The following is a 15,952-nucleotide window of genomic DNA, read 5'->3' as shown; positions in this document are numbered from 1 at the left end:
CCGGTCGGAGCTTCCGGGGCGCACACTTCCGTGTTTCAATCTTATCAGATCCGCCTAGTCCGTGTCAAACTGTCGCTTTTCGCTTCAGCCAACCCGAACCTGCCGGACCCGCTAGGATCTCGACTGCCCCGTCTCCGGAGCAACCCTTCCAACTTACTCTGACATCCAGCTTCTGTCCAATCGTCCGTAGACGACATGGATAGAAATGTCTGAACAAGAAGGTGGGGTACTGGGCGGTTCGCCGTGCTTGAGACTCTGTGACCTCTGCGGTTCGCCGCCCTGCGAGAAGAACACTACCAGGCCTCACGCGTCCCAGAGACAACTTGCCAACCATCCCCAGCACCTGCGCGTCCCAAACGTTCGTAGGCAGTCGAACTGCGCAAGCGCTTATCAAGCCGTTCGCAATCGACTCTCGATACGAACAAGGCACGAGGGTCAGGATTCTGACTCCACCGTGGAGGTGAGCACCATGACCCGTTCAGAGTTCGACGACATCCGCGCGCACATCGACGCGGAAGCCGATCACCCAGGTGATCTGCTCAGGGTCGCCAGGTCCCTGTTGAGCGACCTTGAGGACGCACGGATGCGCGAGGCCATGCTTCGCGCCCAGCACCTGCGTCTTCTCACCGCCGCTCGCGCGGCGGCCGCGGCGGCCGCCGCAGGGACCACCGGCCGTTCCGACCCCTTGACCTTCATCACCGAGGAGCTCGCCCGGCAGGGCCAGCTCCCTGTCACCGAGGACGAGGTGAACCAGATCCTGCTGGACGCCCGCACCGCGACCGCGTTGCTGACCTGTCTGGAACAGAGCCCGACGGCCACGGCCACAGCCACAAGCGGACCGCGTGTCCGCAGGTGTGCCGGCGCGAGTCGTAGCCTCCCCAGATGAGGCGTTCCGCGTCATTGACCTGGCCTTGAACCAAGATCTGTAAGACTTCAGGGCATGTGGCGGCGGGGGCTGGATTGGGGCGCGACGACCCTCGTGGGGGTCTTCGGCGTTCTCTGGATCGGCGTGGTGGTGTTCGCGGTGGCCGAAGGGCCGGTGTGGACGCGTCTCGGGCAGTGCGTCTTCGGGACCTTCCTCATCGGCTGGTCACTGCACAAGACTTTCCTGCTGCTCCGCCCCCGTCCCAGAGTCAAGGCACGGCATCGCCGGGTCAGAGCCTGACAGCCTGCCCCCTCCCCTGAAGACCGGCCTCCGCTGAGACCGGCACCGTCGGAAAGCGGTGCTCTCAGAAGCCGGTCCTGAACGTACGCAGCTCATCGGCCGCCTCCTGGCACGGAACACCGAGGTCGAACCGGCTGAGGAGAAAGATCGCCTCACCGGTGTCGATCTCCAGGTACTCAGTGCGCGAGGTGAAGCGTGCCCGCCGGTCCACCCTGATCCGCTCGATCGCGCTCCACGGCACCCGCTCGGAACCGACAAACCCCCGCACCACGACAAGGCCTTCACCGTCGGCGGTGAGCCGTACCGGGGCCAGGATGTCGCGAAGGGCGAGGACGGCGGCCACCAGGGCCACGACGCCGGCCAGGATCGTCCCGCGCGGGTCGTCCATGTTCAGTACGGCGAGCACCGCGAACACGAGCACCACGACGATCTTGACGACGAGGAGCTCCCTGCGCACCCGCCAGCGCAGGGTCGGCCCTGACATGTCAGCCACACCTGCACGCTAGCCGCTCGCCCCTCAGAACGCTCGTCGCCTCGGAACGCTCAGCTCTCCGGCACGTACGGCGGCGCGACCCCCCACCCCCAGTGCGGCACCGGGGCGTTGGCGACGGGGGTCGCGCCAGGCTGGGAGTTGGCCAGCGCCAGCCGGGTCCCCCACTCGATGTAGCCGAGGAACGCGGCCCGGAACTCCGGGTCGGTGGGAAGCCCGATCTCGTCCGCGGCGTCCAGAAGCAGGTTCACCCAGCGGCGGCGCTGTGGTTCGGTGATACCCCTGCCGATGTGCTGGGCGAGCATGTGGGGATAGCCCCCGCGCTCACGGGTGTAGCGGTCGGGACCGCCGAACACCTCGCCGAGCCACATCGCCACGTACGCAGGGTGGCCGGGATCCATGCCCGCGAAGATCGGCCCGATGAGGTCGTCCTTCTTCACGTGACCGTAGAAGACCTCGGTGAGCCGTTCGAGGGCCTCCGCCCCACCCGCCCAGTCGTAGAGCGTCGGCACCGCCGAGCCCTGGCCCTTGACGCCGGTGGGCGTGTAGTGCCGCATCTCCTCGATGGCGGAGAGGTAGGGCCTGATCTCGGCGAAGAAGGCGGCGAAGTCCGGCCCCTCCCTGAATCCCCGCAGGTGCTCCTCGGCGGAGGTCCAGGTGATACGGAGGATGTAGCGGCCCGCTTCCTCGACGCACCGGGTGAGCTCGTAGTCCACGCACTGGGGGGCGTTCGCGAGCGGCGGGGCCGCGCGCCGGTAGGCGGCCTCGAACTCGGCTGACAGCTCCTCGGGCACGCGATAGCGGATGTATTCGACGATCATGGTTCACCCTTCATCGGGAGACGACCCGTATAAGTGTAATCATGTAATTCACACCGAAGGCGCGGAAAGGCGCGGCGAAGGACCTGACGGGAGCGCGGGGGATCACAACGAGAAAGGCCCTGATCTCTGAGAGATCAGGGCCTTCATCTAGTAGCGGGGACAGGATTTGAACCTGCGACCTCTGGGTTATGAGCCCAGCGAGCTACCGAGCTGCTCCACCCCGCGTCGGTATGTTTAAAGATTACCGGACCCCAAAGCCAAGAGCAAATCACCTGTGTGACGGGCTGGCCCCGGCGACGAAGAGGTCACCGAGGTGCAGTGAGCCGTGCCGGCTCCGGGACGGCCGGGCCCGATCGCCGAAGGGCACAGCGAGGGCACGGCGAAAGATCTGAATGGGCACGCGGGGGATCACAACGAGAAAGGCCCTGATCTCTGAGAGATCAGGGCCTTCATCTAGTAGCGGGGACAGGATTTGAACCTGCGACCTCTGGGTTATGAGCCCAGCGAGCTACCGAGCTGCTCCACCCCGCGTCGGTGTGTCTGAAGACTACCCGGCTTTGGCGGTGAACGCGAACTCAATAGCCGCGCGCTGCCTCCTAGGAGCTCGAAGAGGGCGACGGGGAGGGCAAGGACGACGGAGTCGCCGTCCCCGAGGGAACCGGGGTCGGCCCCCCTGAGGAGGTCGGGCTCGGAGTCGCCGACGAGGCCGGGGCCGGGGTGGCCGCCGACGTCGAGGCGTTCTTCACCTTGTCCAGGGCCGCCTTCAGCGCCTTCTGTGCCTCGCCGTACTTCGTCCAGTCCGGCGGGTTGGCCGTCAGTGCCTTCTGGGCGTCGTCGTAGGCCTTCTGTGCCTCACCGATCGCCTGGCTCAGCACGGTGCTGGGCTGGACGGGCACGTCGGGCCTGTCGTTCGGCCTGGTCTGCTGGGCGCCGTCACCGAAGACCTGCTGCAGCGCACCCTCGAGGGTGTCGGCGAAGCCGACCTTGTCCCCGTAGGAGACCAGGACCTGGCGGAGGATCGGGTAGGGCTCCTGACCTGAGGAGGCGGCCGTCTCCACGTAGACCGGTTCGATGTAGACCAGTCCCTCGGCGAACGGCAGGGTCAGCAGGTTGCCGTAGCGGATCTTCGCCCCGCCGAGGCCCAGGAGGTTCAGCTGGCCGGCGAACTTGTTCTGGAAGTTGTTCTGCACCTGCCCCGGGCCGGGGATCGTGGTGTTCGAGGGCATCCGCAGGATGCGCAGCTTGCCGTAGTCGTCTCCCGGCGTCGCGTCGACGGACATGAACGCGGCCAGGTTCGGACCCTGGCGTGGCACGAACGTGGTGGTCAACGAGAACGTGGGTTCGGGCGTGTTGGGCATCTTGACCGACAGGTAGTACGGCGGCTGCTTGATGTCGTGTCCGCCGGACGACGGGTCGTTCGGGACGTTCCAGAAGTCCTGACCGCTGTAGAAGGCGTTCGGGTCCTCGATGTGGTAGCGGGACAGCACGTCACGCTGGACCTTGAACAGCGCCTCCGGGTAGCGCAGGTGCTGCTTGAGGGCGTCCGGCATCTCGCTCCGCGACTTGATGATCCCGGGGAAGACGTTGCGCCAGGTCTGCAGGATCGGGTCCTTGTCGTCCCAGGCGTACAGCGTGACCGTGCCGTCGTAGGCGTCGACCGTGGCCTTGACCGCGTTGCGCATGTAGTTGATGTTGTCGCGCGGCTGCTGTGCCACCAGGCGTGGGTCGGTGACCGTGTCGCGGGTCATCGACTCCAGGCTCCTGCTGTCCGAGTAGGGGTAGGAGTTGGAGGTGGTGTAGGCGTCGGCGATCCAGACGACCTTGCCGTCGACGATGGCCGGGTAGGGGTTGTCGTCGAGGCTCAGGAACGGCGCGACCTTGGCGATGCGGTCCTGCGGGCTGCGCTCGTAGAGAATCTTGGACTTGTCGTTGATGTCACCCGAAAGCAGCAGGTTCGTCTCGCCGTACTTGGCCGCGTAGAGCAGGCGGTTCAGGAAGGAGCCGACCGGGACGCCGCCCTTGCCGGTGTAGGTGGTGTTCTGCTGGCCGGTGCCGCTGCTCTCCGGATAGTCAAGCTCCTGCCCCTGCTTCCTGTCGCCGCCGACGACGACGTACTCGGGGGCGGCCGGGGACTCGCCGAAGTAGATCCGCGACTCCTTCAGGCCGATCCGCTCCGCCAGCGAGCCGGTGACCGGCATGTCCTTGGCGTCGAAGTCGGGCAGGCCCTGTGAGTCGACCTCGTTGCCCGGCGCGGCCACGAAGCCGTAACCGTGGGTGTAGACGAGGTGCCGGTTGATCCAGTTGTCCTGCTCCTTCGGCGGGCCCGTCAGCTCTCGCACCGCCACGACGGTGTCGCGCATCTTGCCCGACGCATCGGGATAGCGGTCGACGTCGAGCGGGTCGTGGAAGTCGTAGTAACCGCGGATGCGCTGCTTCTGCTGGTAGGTCTTGGCGACCAGGTTGGGGTCGAGCAGTCGCACGCCGGAGATGGAGCTGTCGGTGGTGACGCTGACCTTCGAGGCGTCGCCCTTGGCGGCGTACTCGGTGACCTCGGTTTTGTCGATCCCGTAGGCCTTCCTGGTGGCCTCGATGTTGCGCTTGATGTACATCTGCTCGCGGTCCTGCTGGTTCGGCCTGACCTGGAACTGCTCGACCAGGGCCGGGTAGACCCCGCCGATCAGGATGGCCGAGAGCACCAGCAGGCCGAAGGCGGCGCCGGGCAGCATGCCGCCTGGCCGTACGACCCCCGCGAAGAACAGGACGGCGCAGATGAGAGAGATGAACGCCAGGATGGTCTTGGCGGGCAGTACCGCGTTGACGTCGGTGTAGGACGCTCCGTAGACGAAACCCCGGTCGGAGAAGACCAGGCCGAACCTGTCGACCCAGTAGGCCGCCGCCTTCAGCAGCACGAACACGCCGAGCAGCACCGAAAGGTGCACCCTGGCCGCGCGGGAGGCGTGCACGCCGGGCGACTGAAGCCTGAATCCCCCGTACAGGTAGTGCACGATCGCCGCCAGGATGGCCGACAGGATGACCGCGGTGAACAGGAAGTTCAGCACCATCCGCAGGAACGGGTAGGTGAACATGAAGAACGACAGGTCAATGCCGAACTGCGCGTCCTTCTCACCGAACGGGACCGCGTTGAGAAACTCCAGCCACGTCTTCCACTGTCCCGCGAACGACGATCCCGAGAACAATGCGAGCACCACGACACCGATCAGGAAGATCAGCCTGCGGTGCGGGTCGAGGGCCATCCGATATCGGTCGGCGCCGCTGGTGCCGCCGAACATCCCCGGGCCGAACATGGGCCGTGTCCGGTAGGCCAGCAGCATGTTGCCGCCCACGAGGCCGACCATCAGCACGGCGCCCACGATGAAGAGCAGGATCTGCGTGACGACCACACCGGAGAAGACCGCCGTGTAGTCGACCGACTCGTACCACAAGTAGTCGGTGTATATGCCTGCGAAAAGGAAGAACAACGCGACGACCGCGACTATCGCGATCGCGACAGGAAGTAGCAGTCGTGGCCGGCGGGGCAAGCGCATTGCCCTACCGGCTCCGGGGGTCCGGAAGCTCAAGGCCAACCCCTTGTCGTAAGAGCACGGTCCGTGTTTGGAAACCTACACCGGCAGGGGTACGGCCGTGCTAAGCCGCTCAGGCACGGTCCGGCCACAACCCCTGACGGATACAGGGTTCAACAGTGCCAACGCACGAGATTCCGGATGAGTGCCCGGAGCCGCTTTCGACGTCGGAAAACGGCCGGGGCTTCGGGCAACCGGAAAGGTGGTTCCGGGCCAACCAGACGGGCGGCCCCGCGCGGCGGATCAGCCGGCCGAGCAGCTCGGCACGGTGCCGGTGCCGGTGCGGATGACGTCGAGCGCCTTCACCGCGTCATGCAGTGTGGTGACCTTGTAGAGCTTCATCCCATCCGGAACGGCCTTGGCCGCTTCCGCGCAGTTGTCGGAGGGCGCGAGGAAGACCGTCGCCCCCGACCTGCGGGCGCCGACCATCTTCTGCTGGATGCCGCCGATGGGGCCGACCTTGCCCTCCGGGCTGATCGTCCCGGTCCCGGCGATCGACTTGCCGCCGGTCATCCCTCCCGGGGTGAGCTTGTCGACGATGCCGAGGGAGAACATCATCCCCGCGCTCGGGCCGCCGACGTCACCGACGTTGATCTTCACCTTGAAGGGGAACTTGTAGCTGATCCGCATCGTGATGCCCACGATCGGCGTGCCGTCCTTTGCCGCGACGGTCGGGGCGGCCACGGTCATGCTGTGGTCGCCGCGGTTGACGGTGAAGGTGACCGTCTCGCCCGCCTTGTGCTTGCGGACGATGCCGGAGACGCTCTCCCTGTCGGTCGCGGGGACACCGTCGACCGAGACGATCTCGTCGCCGGTCTTGAAGCGCCCGTCCGCGGGCAGGCCCTTCTGGGTCGAGGCCACGGTGACGACCGAGGTGTAGGGGATCTTCAGCTCGGTCAGCGCCGCCGCGGTCGCGTCGTCCTGGGAGTTGGTCATCTCCTGGGTGTTCTGCTGCTCGACCTCCTCGGCGGTGCTCGTCGGCGGGAAGATCGTCTCCTCGGGCACGACCGCGATCGTCGGATCGATCCAACCCCTGAGCGCGCTGAACAGATCGATCCTGTTGCCGGGGCCGCCCTGGTAGGCCACGGTGACCAGGCTCAGCTTCCCGTCGGTCGGGTAGGTCTCGCGTCCCTCGATGCTGATCACCGGCTTGCCCTTGACGTCGCCGATGGTGTTCTCGGTCGGTCCTGGGCTCAGGACGACGTACGGCACCGGCAGCAAGGCGCCGACAACACCGAGCACAAGCGTGAGGAAGCCTGCCACCATCAATGTCAGCGCTCGTCGGGACATGAGAGGAAGCCTATGCCGTGTGACCGGTCGAGGAGTCGCACGTACGCGCCGTCAACTTCCGGATCGCAGGCATCACGCCCTCAGTCGCAGCTTCCGACCCATTCGGTCGAGCCGTCGGCGAAGATCTGATTCTTCCAGATGGGGACCTCGCTCTTGAGGTCGTCGATCAGGCGCCGTGAGGCCGCGAACGCCTCGTCCCTGTGCGGGGCCGCGACCGCCACGATGACGGCGATGTCGCCGAGGCCGAGGTCGCCGACCCGGTGGACGGCGGCCAGCGCGGTGACCGGGAAATCGGCGACGATCTTCTCGGCGACCCTGCGCAGCTCGCTCTCCGCGCCGGGGTGCGCGGAGTAGGAGAGCTGGGCGACCGGCTTGCCGTGATCATGGTCGCGCACGGTGCCGATGAAGATCGTCGTGCCGCCCGCGGCGTGGTCGCCGATCGCGGAGAACACCTCGTCGACGGAGAGCGCGCCGTCGCGAATGCCGAGCAGCCGGATGACGTTCACGGCACAAAGGCTACCGCCCCGGAGCCGGGAGGCTCCGGGGCGCGGGTCGTATCCGGGTCTTTCGGGCACGGCGTGTACGGCTTGCGACGCGGCGAGCACCTTCTGAAACGGTGGGCGGCTTCCGACACAGTGGCGGCTTCTGACATGGTCTGCGCGACGAGCATTGTTCAGACGCGGCGCTTCTTGCGTGCGGCGCGGACGATCGCCGCCGTGCCGAGGACCGCGACGGTCGCGCCTGCGGCGGTGAGCGTCGCCTCCTTGCCGGACAGCCGTCGGCCGACCACCGCGTGCCTGCCCTCCCGCAGTTCGAGAAGCTGCGTGAAGGCGGCCTCGTTGCTCCAGGCCGGCTTCCACCCGGCCTCGCGGAGCGCGGCGCAGTCGACCACCCAGGGGTAGACGACGTAGTGCAGGTCGGTCGCGGGGGCCGGAGTGATGCCGAGGCGGTGTAGGCGCTGCGCGGTGCCGAACGTCAGTCCCGCGGGCAGCTCGAACCTGCGCAGCCCGGAGAGCTCCTCGACCTGCTCCTGCTCCAGCCAGCCCTCGCCTCCCACGGCCACGACCCCGGAGACCATGCCGAGCGCGGCCATCTCCAGCGCGGAGACCAGGTCGTCCAGGTGGCAGAACTGCCAGCGGGGGCTGCAGCCCTTGACGCTGAGCAGCCGGGGCGCTTCGAAGTGGCGGGTGACCACGCTGTCGACGCCGGGGCCGACGACGGCCGCCGGGCGGACCACGGTCACCTCGAGGCCGGGATGGCTGCGCAGCGAGCGTCTGGCCAGTGCCTCGATCTCCAGATGGTCACCGACCATCCCGGTGTCCGGCTCGGCCGCGACCGCGGAGCCCTCGGGCAACGGGACGGGGTTGTCCGGTGCCGCGCCGTACACCATGGCGCTGGTGACCAGCACGACGCGGCGCACCCGCGCGGCGGCGGAGGCGGTGAGCACCGTCTGGGCCGCGCGCAGGTTGTAGGCGCGCCGTTCCGCCGGATCGGCGTCGAGCGCGTAATCGCCCGCCAGATGGACGAGCACGTCGATGTCGGAGATCCGGTTCGCCAAGAGCGGATCTCTGACGTCGAGCACTCTCCAGGTGACGTCGGGCACGTCGCCGCGTTGCTCGTCGATGGCCACGACCCTGCGGAAATCCGCAGACGAGGCGACCTTCGCGAGGAAGGCACGGCCGATACCCGAGGCCGCGCCGGTTACGGCGACGACCGGGAGCCGAGGGCGTTTCGAGGTAGGCACCAGGTCCTCACTTTGCACTGACCCACCATGCGACGGATAACGTGGCGGATGTGGACTCCTCCATCCTGCACGAGGTAGAGCGGTGACTGACTTGCCAGGTCGGGAAAACGACCCCAACGAGAATCCGTTCGCCATGTTCGGCGACCCGGAGCAGATCGCGGCGGCCATGCGCCAGTTCGCCGACATGCTGTCCGCCCCGCAGAGCTCCGGTCCCGTCAATTGGGACATGGCGAAGAACATCGCCCGGCACGTTGTGGCCGCAGAGGGCGACCCGAGTGTCATGGAAGGCGAGCGGCGCCAGATCGTGGACGCCCTCAACCTCGCCGACCTGTGGCTGAACGAGGCGACCGCGCTCCCGAGCGGGGTGAACAACCCGCAGGCGTGGAGCCGGTCCGAGTGGATCGAGAAGACCGTCCCGGTGTGGCGGCAGCTGTGCGACCCGATCGCGGCCCGCATGGTCGAGACCATGAGCGGCACGCTCGGCGCCGCGGGCCTGCCCGCGGAGGCCCAGGCGATGGCCGGGCCACTGATGGGCATGATGAAACAGATGGGCAGCATGATGGTCGGCCAGCAGATCGGCCAGGCCCTCGGCTCGCTCGCCCGCGAGGTCGTCGGCTCGACCGACATCGGCCTGCCGCTGTCGGAGAACGCCGCCCTGCTGCCCGGCGGTGTCACCGCGTTCAGCCAGGGCCTCGAGACGCCCGCCGAGGAGATCCGGCTCTACCTCGCCCTGCGCGAGGCCGCACACCACCGGTTGTTCCAGCACGTGCCGTGGCTGCGCGCGCACCTGCTCGGCGCGGTCGAGGAGTACGCCAGGGGCATCACGGTTGACGTGTCCGCGCTGGAGGAGCAGCTCCGCGGGCTCGACATCAACAATCCGGAGCAGCTCCAGCAGGCGCTGAGCGGCGGCAATCTGCTCAAGCCTGAGGAGACCGACCGGCAGAAGGCCGCCCTGGCACGCCTGGAGACCATGCTGGCCCTGGTCGAAGGCTGGGTCGGCACGGTCGTCGACGGCGCCGCCGACGGCAAGCTGCCCTCGTCCGCCGCGCTGGCCGAGACCGTACGGCGCCGCAGGGCGACCGGCGGCCCCGCGGAGCAGACGTTCGCCACGCTCGTCGGCCTTGAGCTGCGCCCGCGCCGTCTGCGCGAGGCGGCGGCACTGTGGCAGGCGCTGGAGCGCGACCGGGGCATCGACGGCCGGGACGCGGTGTGGAGCCACCCTGACCTGATGCCGACCGCGGACGACCTCGACAACCCGGAGGGCTTCGTCAGGGGTGAGCCCGAGCTGGATCTGTCCTCCCTGGAGGCGTCGCTGGGCGGGCCCTCCGCCGGGGAGGCCGAAGGGACGCAGGAAGGCCGGAAGGACTCCGAGGACGGCGACGGCACCGAGGACACTGACGGCCCCAGCGGCACCGACGGTCCTCGGGACGGCGGCGGGGGCGGCGCCGCGTGAGCCTGCGCGCGCATGCACAGGGCGTGCTGACGTCGTGGACCGCGCCGACGGCCGAGGAGGAGCTTCTGCGCAGGGAGTTCCTTGATCACGTGCACGCCCACGAGGACGCAATGTGGCGCGAGTGCGTGCCGGGCCATCTGACGGCCACGACCGCGGTCGTCTCCCACGACGGCGAGCGGGTGCTGCTGACCCTGCACCCCAAGGCCGGGATGTGGCTTCCCATGGGCGGGCACTGCGAGCGGGACGACGTCTCGCTCGACGCCGTCGCGCTGCGGGAGGCGACCGAGGAGTCGGGCATCCCCGGCCTGCGCCTGCTTCCCGGGCCGCTGGCCCTCGACCGGCATCGGGTCTGGTGCCATCCACCGCACAGCCACCACCTGGACGTGGAGTACGGCGCGGTCGCCCCCGCGGACGTCGAGGCCGTGATCAGTGACGAATCCCTCGACCTTCGCTGGTTCCCGATCGAGGAGATTCCCGAGCTCTCCGACGAGGCGACCCGCAGGCTGGCCAGGCGCGCCCGCGAGGCGATGGTTTCTTGATCGCTGTGTTCATTGCGACGCCTGGCGGCGTCGCGGGCTGTGCTCATTGCGACGCCTTCGGCGTCGCGGGGCTTGGGCGCCCCAGTGCCGGTGCCTTCGCTCCTCAGTCCAGACACCGGCGCGCCCACGCCAAAACCAGTCCCAGCGGGATGAGGGTGGGGCAGGTCCTGGTTCCGATACCGGTGTGGCCACGCCAAGAACAGTCCCCGGGTGACCGGGAGTGGGGCGGGTTCCAGTCCAGGCATTAGCGTGACCGGCGCCCACGGACGACGTGCGTCCGGTGAGCGTTCCCGTCACCGCTAGCCGTGGTCGGCCGGGAGCGGCACTGGTCATACATGTGGCGGGCCCGGCTGGGGCGTTCGGGTGAACAACACCGTACGGTTGGACCGTTTTACACGCGTCTCACGGAGCCATGGGTATGGTCGTCCCCGTCGGGGTGAGCGAACGAATCGAGGCAGTGTGAGCGTGGACGTCTCGGCGGGCACAGATGTGGTCGGCGGCACGGTCGTGACGCCGGGCCGGCGGCGCCGGCGTATACCGAAGCTCCCCAAGGCCCTGGTCTGGGCCGCTGTCACCCCGTTCGCCGCCTGGGCCGCCGCCAGGGTGACCGGGCTCGAGCGTGGGTCGCTGACCACCCAGCTGATGACCGCGACGCCGTACGCCGCCGCTGGGTCGCTCGTGCCCCTGTTCCTGGCCGCGGTGACCCGCCGCCGCGCGGCCACGGCCGTCGCGCTGGTCACCACGGCGGCGTTCGGCTTCAGCGTCCTTCCTCGCGCGCTCGGCTCGGCGGAGGCGACGTCCGGGACGCCGCTGCGGGTGCTCACCCTCAACATGCTGTTCGGTCACGCCGATCCCGAGGCCGTGATGAACCTGGTCAGGCAGTTGAAACCCGACGTGCTGAGCACCCAGGAACTGACCCCGGGCATGGTCGACGAGCTGGACGCGGCCGGGCTGAAGGAGATCATGCCGAACCGGGTGCTGCAGACGGCCTGGAGCGCGAGTGGCAGCGGCCTGTTCTCCCGTTACTCGCTCACCCCGCTGGAGAACCTGTTCCGGCCGATCGGGCACAACATGCCCGCCGCCGTGGTCAACGTCCCGGGAGTTGGGGACATCGAGTTCGTCGACGTGCACCCCTTCCCGCCGCTGGGCAGCCAGGTGCACGAGTGGACGGCGGCGCTCGCCTCCTTCCCCGCCGCCTCCGCGGGCAAGATCCGGATCTTCGCCGGTGACTTCAACGCCAGCCTCGACCACGCCGCGATGCGCCGCTTCCTCAGCCGGGGGTACGCGGACTCGGCGGACCGGGTCGGGCAGGGGCTGATCCCGACCTGGCCTGCCAACAGGGGCCGCGTCCCGCCGATCATCACCATCGACCACGTCGTGGTCGACCAGCGGGTGAACGTCAGCGCGGTCAGCGTGCACACCGTCCCGGGAACCGACCACAGAGCCGTCTTCGCCGACCTGCGCCTGCCCCGCCTGCCCTCGTCCTGAAGCCCTCGTCCTGAGCAGGGCTCACGCGCGGGGCCTCACGCGGAGAGCAGGGCGCGGGTGTTGTCCCAGCCTTCGAGGCCGGGGTCGAGCCTGTGGACGTCGCCGGGGGCGCGCAGGCGGTGCCAGCCGGGGCCGGTGGCGACCGTCCTTGGCCCGGGGGCGCGGGCGCGCAGGGCTTTGACCGGTTCGGGATCGTCGAGGCCGACCTCGGCCCAGCCGGGATAGGGAAGGTGCGCGGCGATCGCGACGGCGCCGCCTTCGGCGGCCGGGCAGACGGCGAGGGCGGCCCTGCCCAGCTCGCGGAAGAGCTTACCGATCAGCAGCGGTGGCAGGTCGGGCGCGTCACCGCTCAGCAGGACCGCCTGCCTGCCGTACGGCAGCGCCTCGGAGATCGCCTCGAAGGCGGCTCTGACCAGGACGGCTCCCGACAGATCGGGAATCTCGAGGACAGGGGTTCCCGGCCAGACGATCTCCTCCATGCCCGGCACGCTCGTCACGAGGACCGGGGTGACGAAGTCGAGACCGCTGACGAGCTCGTAGGTGTCCTCGGCCACCGCCGTCAGGAAACGCGCGGGGTCGACCCCGGGTGGGGTCGCAGCGGACATCGAGGGCGTGACAACGACCCCGACCAGTCGATCTTCTGTCAACATTCCTCCGCGGCGCCCGCCGCCATGGAGAATCCCTCAAGGAACCCTCGTGCTCGTTCGGCCTTGGGATAGTGTTCCACCAACGCCCAAAAACGAGGACCGTGACTCGGCACGAGCAGGTGCACCAGCTCGTGCATGATCACATAGTCGACCACCCACGACGGCATGCCCCGAAGCCGTGTGGAGATCCTGATGGTGCCGTGATCAGGGGTGCAGGAGCCCCAACGGTGCTGCTGGTTGTCGACCCAGCGCACGCTCGACGGTTTGGCCCTACCGTCGAGATAGCGTGCCGACAGCTCGCTCGCCCGCTCGAACAGGTCGTCGTCGGAGGGACGTCTTCGCTGTTCCTTGGCCGCCAGCCGGTCGAGCATCCGGCGTACCCATTGCTCCTCGTCGGTGCTGCTCAGCCCGGCGGGGAGCAGCACGATCGTTTTCTCGCCGTCGCGGTACGCGGAAACCGTCCGCCGACGACGAGAACTTCGACGGACCTCGACTGTCTCGGGGGGCACATATGAACGGTAGCCGAGAATCACGAATTCACACCAGAGGGCCGAACACGTTCTGGCTGGTCAATCCCTGTTCGTCGATTGTTCAGCGAGACCGATCGGTTATGGCTGCGACTTATCGAATTAACCGGGATATCGGCCGTCTCAGGAGCCGCCGAATCTTGGTGCCCGTCGTTCTCGCTGCGCCGCCAGCCCTTCGAGCAGGTCGTCGGAGGCCATGGTGACCGGCTGGGCGAGGGACTCCCAGCGCAACGCGGCGTCGAGGTCGGCGTGCCCGCCGCCCGCGAGGGCGACCTTGGTGAGCCGGGTGGCGACAGGGGCGTTCGCCGCGGTCCTGGCCGCGATCTCCAGCACCTCGGCCATCAGCGACTCGCGGGGGAAGGTCCTGGTGACCAGCCCCGCCGACGCCGCCTCCGCGCCCAGCAGGGTGCGTCCGGTCAACAGCATCTCCCTGGCGACGCCGACCCCGGCGACCCTGGGCAGCAGGTAGGTGGCCGCCATCCCCGGGTGCAGGCCGAGCGAGGTGAAGGGGACGAGGAGCTTGGCCTCCTCCGCGGCGTAGACCAGGTCGCAGGCGAGGGCGAGACACAGACCCGCGCCGACGGCTGCGCCGTTGACCGCGGCGATGGTCGGCACCTCCAGGTCGGCGATCGCCAGCCAGGTCCGGTAGAAGCCCAGCATCCTGTCGCGCAGGTCCGGCACGCTCTCCGCCCCACGGTCCGCGAGCCAGGACAGGTCTCCTCCAGAGCAGAACGCGCTGCCCGCCCCCGTGACGACCACGCACCGCACATCCCGATCGCGGCGCAGGTCGGAGACGGCCAGCCGCCACTGTTCCGTCATCCCATCCGTCATCGAGTTGCGCCGGTCGGGGCGGTTCAGGGTGAGCACGACGACGCCGTCGTCATGCCGGTCGATCAAGAGCTCGTCCATGGCGGGAGCGTAGTGCACCGAAGTTATCCACAGGCGGCGGGAAACCTCTCCGGGATCTTGCGGAGGCGTGACACTCTGGCCGCGCCGAGGCCCCAAGGTGACCGAGCGATCACGCTCCGGGATCCCCGTGGGCCGCCGAGTCCCCTCCCGAGGAAAGGCCGTCGCATGAGACCACGTCTGAAGCCCGTCCTGCGCAGGATCGCGCGTGACGAACGCACCCTGCAGTTCGGCCTGCGTCCCCGGCACGCGGTGGTGCTGACCGACCTGGAGCCCGAGGTCCGCCGCTGGGTCGAGAGCCTGGACGGCGTGCGCGACGTCGCCGGGGTTCTGGCCGGGGCCGACGACGCGGGGATCGGGCGAGAGGGCGGCCGTGCTCTGCTGGACCTGCTGATCAGCAGGGGCGTGGTCGACGACGCCGCGGTGCCGCCAGGTCCGCTGCGCCTGCTCACGCTGCCGGAGCGGGATCGACTCCAGCCGGATCTGGACGCGATCTCCCTGGTTCCCGGCACGACGGACGGCGGGCTGGCCACGCTGGAGCGCAGGCGAAGGGCCCAGGTGCGGGTCTACGGCGCGGGCCGCGTGGGCGCGCAGGTCGTCACCCTGCTCGCAGCCTCCGGGATCGGCGGGCTGTGCATCGTCGACCCCGGTACGGCCCGCAGCCAGGACGTTGTCCCCGGCGGGCTGACCTGGGCACAGGTGGGCCTGAGCAGGCAGGAGGGCGCGGTCGCCCTGGCCAGGGAGGTGGCGCCCTCGGTCACCGCATGGACCGGTGACCACGCGGCTCGCCTGGCCGACGGCGCCAGGCGGCCCGACCTCGCGGTGCTCGCACCGGTCGGCCCGCTCGACGGCCTGCTGGTCGGCGAGCTCATGTCCAGAGAGGTCCCGCACCTGCTCGTGACCGCCTACGAGGGCTTCGGATCCGTCGGTCCGCTGGTGCTGCCCGGGCGAAGCACGTGCTTGTGGTGCCTAGATTTGACACGGCGCGATCGCGATCCGGGATGGCCGGTCGTCAGCGCCCGCCTCGGAGGCTTCCCCGCGGGGGAGATCGGATGCGGCACGGTCATGTCGTCCCTGGTCGCGACTGCGGCTGCCGGACATGCGATTGCTTTGATCGACGGTGTGGAGTCAGCTGTGACCAACAGCACAACAGATGTATTGCCTGATTGGCGATGGAAGCGGCGATCCTGGAGTGTTCATCCTCAATGTCGTTGCTTCCGAAACGAGTTGGGTTCGCTAACAATGGTCGCGTCGGCGACCTGCCGCTGATAGACACCACACCGAAGGGAGGGAGCGGCGTC

15 protein-coding genes and 2 tRNA genes are annotated in these 15,952 nt (G+C 68.6%); 6 read left to right on the top strand and 11 right to left on the bottom strand.

The genetic code is table 11. The annotated features are described in order from the left end of the window. Positions 1 to 469: 469 nt before the first annotated feature. Together AB0395_RS01440 and AB0395_RS01435 are read left to right on the top strand one after the other, a co-directional pair. Complete coding sequence (locus AB0395_RS01440; protein ID WP_366275893.1) at positions 470 to 886, top strand: hypothetical protein; 417 nt, start codon at positions 470 to 472, stop codon at positions 884 to 886. Positions 887 to 940: 54 nt separating this feature from the next. Next, on the top strand, positions 941 to 1,165 hold the full coding sequence (locus AB0395_RS01435; RefSeq protein WP_366275892.1) for a hypothetical protein: 225 nt from the start codon (positions 941 to 943) through the stop codon (positions 1,163 to 1,165). A gap of 64 nt (positions 1,166 to 1,229) precedes the next feature. Here the strand turns inward: AB0395_RS01435 and AB0395_RS01430 are convergent, their stop codons facing one another. The 8 genes from AB0395_RS01430 to AB0395_RS01395 all read right to left on the bottom strand — a co-directional run bounded on the left by AB0395_RS01430 (position 1,230) and on the right by AB0395_RS01395 (position 9,094). Next, positions 1,230 to 1,649: a PH domain-containing protein gene (locus AB0395_RS01430; protein WP_366275907.1), complete on the bottom strand. Its 420-nt coding sequence runs from the start codon at positions 1,647 to 1,649 to the stop codon at positions 1,230 to 1,232. Between the two features lie 59 nt (positions 1,650 to 1,708). Next, a complete protein-coding gene (locus tag AB0395_RS01425; RefSeq protein WP_366275891.1) occupies positions 1,709 to 2,476 on the bottom strand; it encodes an antibiotic biosynthesis monooxygenase in 768 nt (255 codons plus the stop codon). A gap of 151 nt (positions 2,477 to 2,627) precedes the next feature. Then, positions 2,628 to 2,701 (bottom strand) — tRNA-Met (locus tag AB0395_RS01420). 232 nt (positions 2,702 to 2,933) lie between these two features. Next, positions 2,934 to 3,007, bottom strand: a tRNA-Met gene (locus tag AB0395_RS01415). A gap of 65 nt (positions 3,008 to 3,072) precedes the next feature. Further along, positions 3,073 to 6,021, bottom strand: coding sequence for a UPF0182 family protein (locus tag AB0395_RS01410; protein WP_366275889.1), 2,949 nt, complete (start codon positions 6,019 to 6,021; stop codon positions 3,073 to 3,075). A gap of 279 nt (positions 6,022 to 6,300) precedes the next feature. Next, positions 6,301 to 7,347, bottom strand: coding sequence for a PDZ domain-containing protein (locus AB0395_RS01405; protein ID WP_366275888.1), 1,047 nt, complete (start codon positions 7,345 to 7,347; stop codon positions 6,301 to 6,303). Between the two features lie 80 nt (positions 7,348 to 7,427). Next, positions 7,428 to 7,853: a molybdenum cofactor biosynthesis protein MoaE gene (locus tag AB0395_RS01400; RefSeq protein WP_366275886.1), complete on the bottom strand. Its 426-nt coding sequence runs from the start codon at positions 7,851 to 7,853 to the stop codon at positions 7,428 to 7,430. A gap of 167 nt (positions 7,854 to 8,020) precedes the next feature. Beyond that, positions 8,021 to 9,094, bottom strand: a complete 1,074-nt coding sequence (locus AB0395_RS01395) for an NAD-dependent epimerase/dehydratase family protein (protein ID WP_366275905.1) — start codon at positions 9,092 to 9,094, stop codon at positions 8,021 to 8,023. Between the two features lie 130 nt (positions 9,095 to 9,224). Here AB0395_RS01395 and AB0395_RS01390 point away from each other — a divergent pair, with 130 nt between their 5' ends. From AB0395_RS01390 to AB0395_RS01380, 3 genes are all read left to right on the top strand, one after another. Further along, positions 9,225 to 10,544, top strand: coding sequence for a zinc-dependent metalloprotease (locus AB0395_RS01390; RefSeq protein WP_366275903.1), 1,320 nt, complete (start codon positions 9,225 to 9,227; stop codon positions 10,542 to 10,544). Further along, complete coding sequence (locus AB0395_RS01385; protein ID WP_366275884.1) at positions 10,541 to 11,083, top strand: NUDIX domain-containing protein; 543 nt, start codon at positions 10,541 to 10,543, stop codon at positions 11,081 to 11,083. The genes AB0395_RS01390 and AB0395_RS01385 overlap by 4 nt, the downstream gene beginning before the upstream one ends. A gap of 459 nt (positions 11,084 to 11,542) precedes the next feature. Then, a complete protein-coding gene (locus AB0395_RS01380; protein WP_366275882.1) occupies positions 11,543 to 12,571 on the top strand; it encodes an endonuclease/exonuclease/phosphatase family protein in 1,029 nt (342 codons plus the stop codon). Between the two features lie 35 nt (positions 12,572 to 12,606). Here the strand turns inward: AB0395_RS01380 and AB0395_RS01375 are convergent, their stop codons facing one another. The 3 genes from AB0395_RS01375 to AB0395_RS01365 all read right to left on the bottom strand — a co-directional run bounded on the left by AB0395_RS01375 (position 12,607) and on the right by AB0395_RS01365 (position 14,654). Next, on the bottom strand, positions 12,607 to 13,176 hold the full coding sequence (locus AB0395_RS01375; protein WP_366275880.1) for a hypothetical protein: 570 nt from the start codon (positions 13,174 to 13,176) through the stop codon (positions 12,607 to 12,609). 38 nt (positions 13,177 to 13,214) lie between these two features. Then, on the bottom strand, positions 13,215 to 13,727 hold the full coding sequence (locus tag AB0395_RS01370; RefSeq protein WP_271222741.1) for a M48 family metallopeptidase: 513 nt from the start codon (positions 13,725 to 13,727) through the stop codon (positions 13,215 to 13,217). A 141-nt stretch (positions 13,728 to 13,868) separates the two neighbouring features. Continuing rightward, a complete protein-coding gene (locus tag AB0395_RS01365; protein ID WP_366275879.1) occupies positions 13,869 to 14,654 on the bottom strand; it encodes an enoyl-CoA hydratase-related protein in 786 nt (261 codons plus the stop codon). A gap of 165 nt (positions 14,655 to 14,819) precedes the next feature. Between AB0395_RS01365 and AB0395_RS01360 the strand changes: the two genes are divergently transcribed. Continuing rightward, positions 14,820 to 15,920 carry a ThiF family adenylyltransferase gene (locus tag AB0395_RS01360; protein ID WP_366275877.1) on the top strand — a complete coding sequence of 367 codons (1,101 nt, stop codon included), beginning with the start codon at positions 14,820 to 14,822 and terminating at the stop codon, positions 15,918 to 15,920. Positions 15,921 to 15,952: the final 32 nt, after the last annotated feature.

The organism is Streptosporangium sp. NPDC051023, assembly GCF_040689595.1.
Taxonomy (GTDB): Bacteria; Actinomycetota; Actinomycetes; order Streptosporangiales; family Streptosporangiaceae; genus Streptosporangium.
This window is presented reverse-complemented; position numbering and strand designations above follow the sequence as displayed.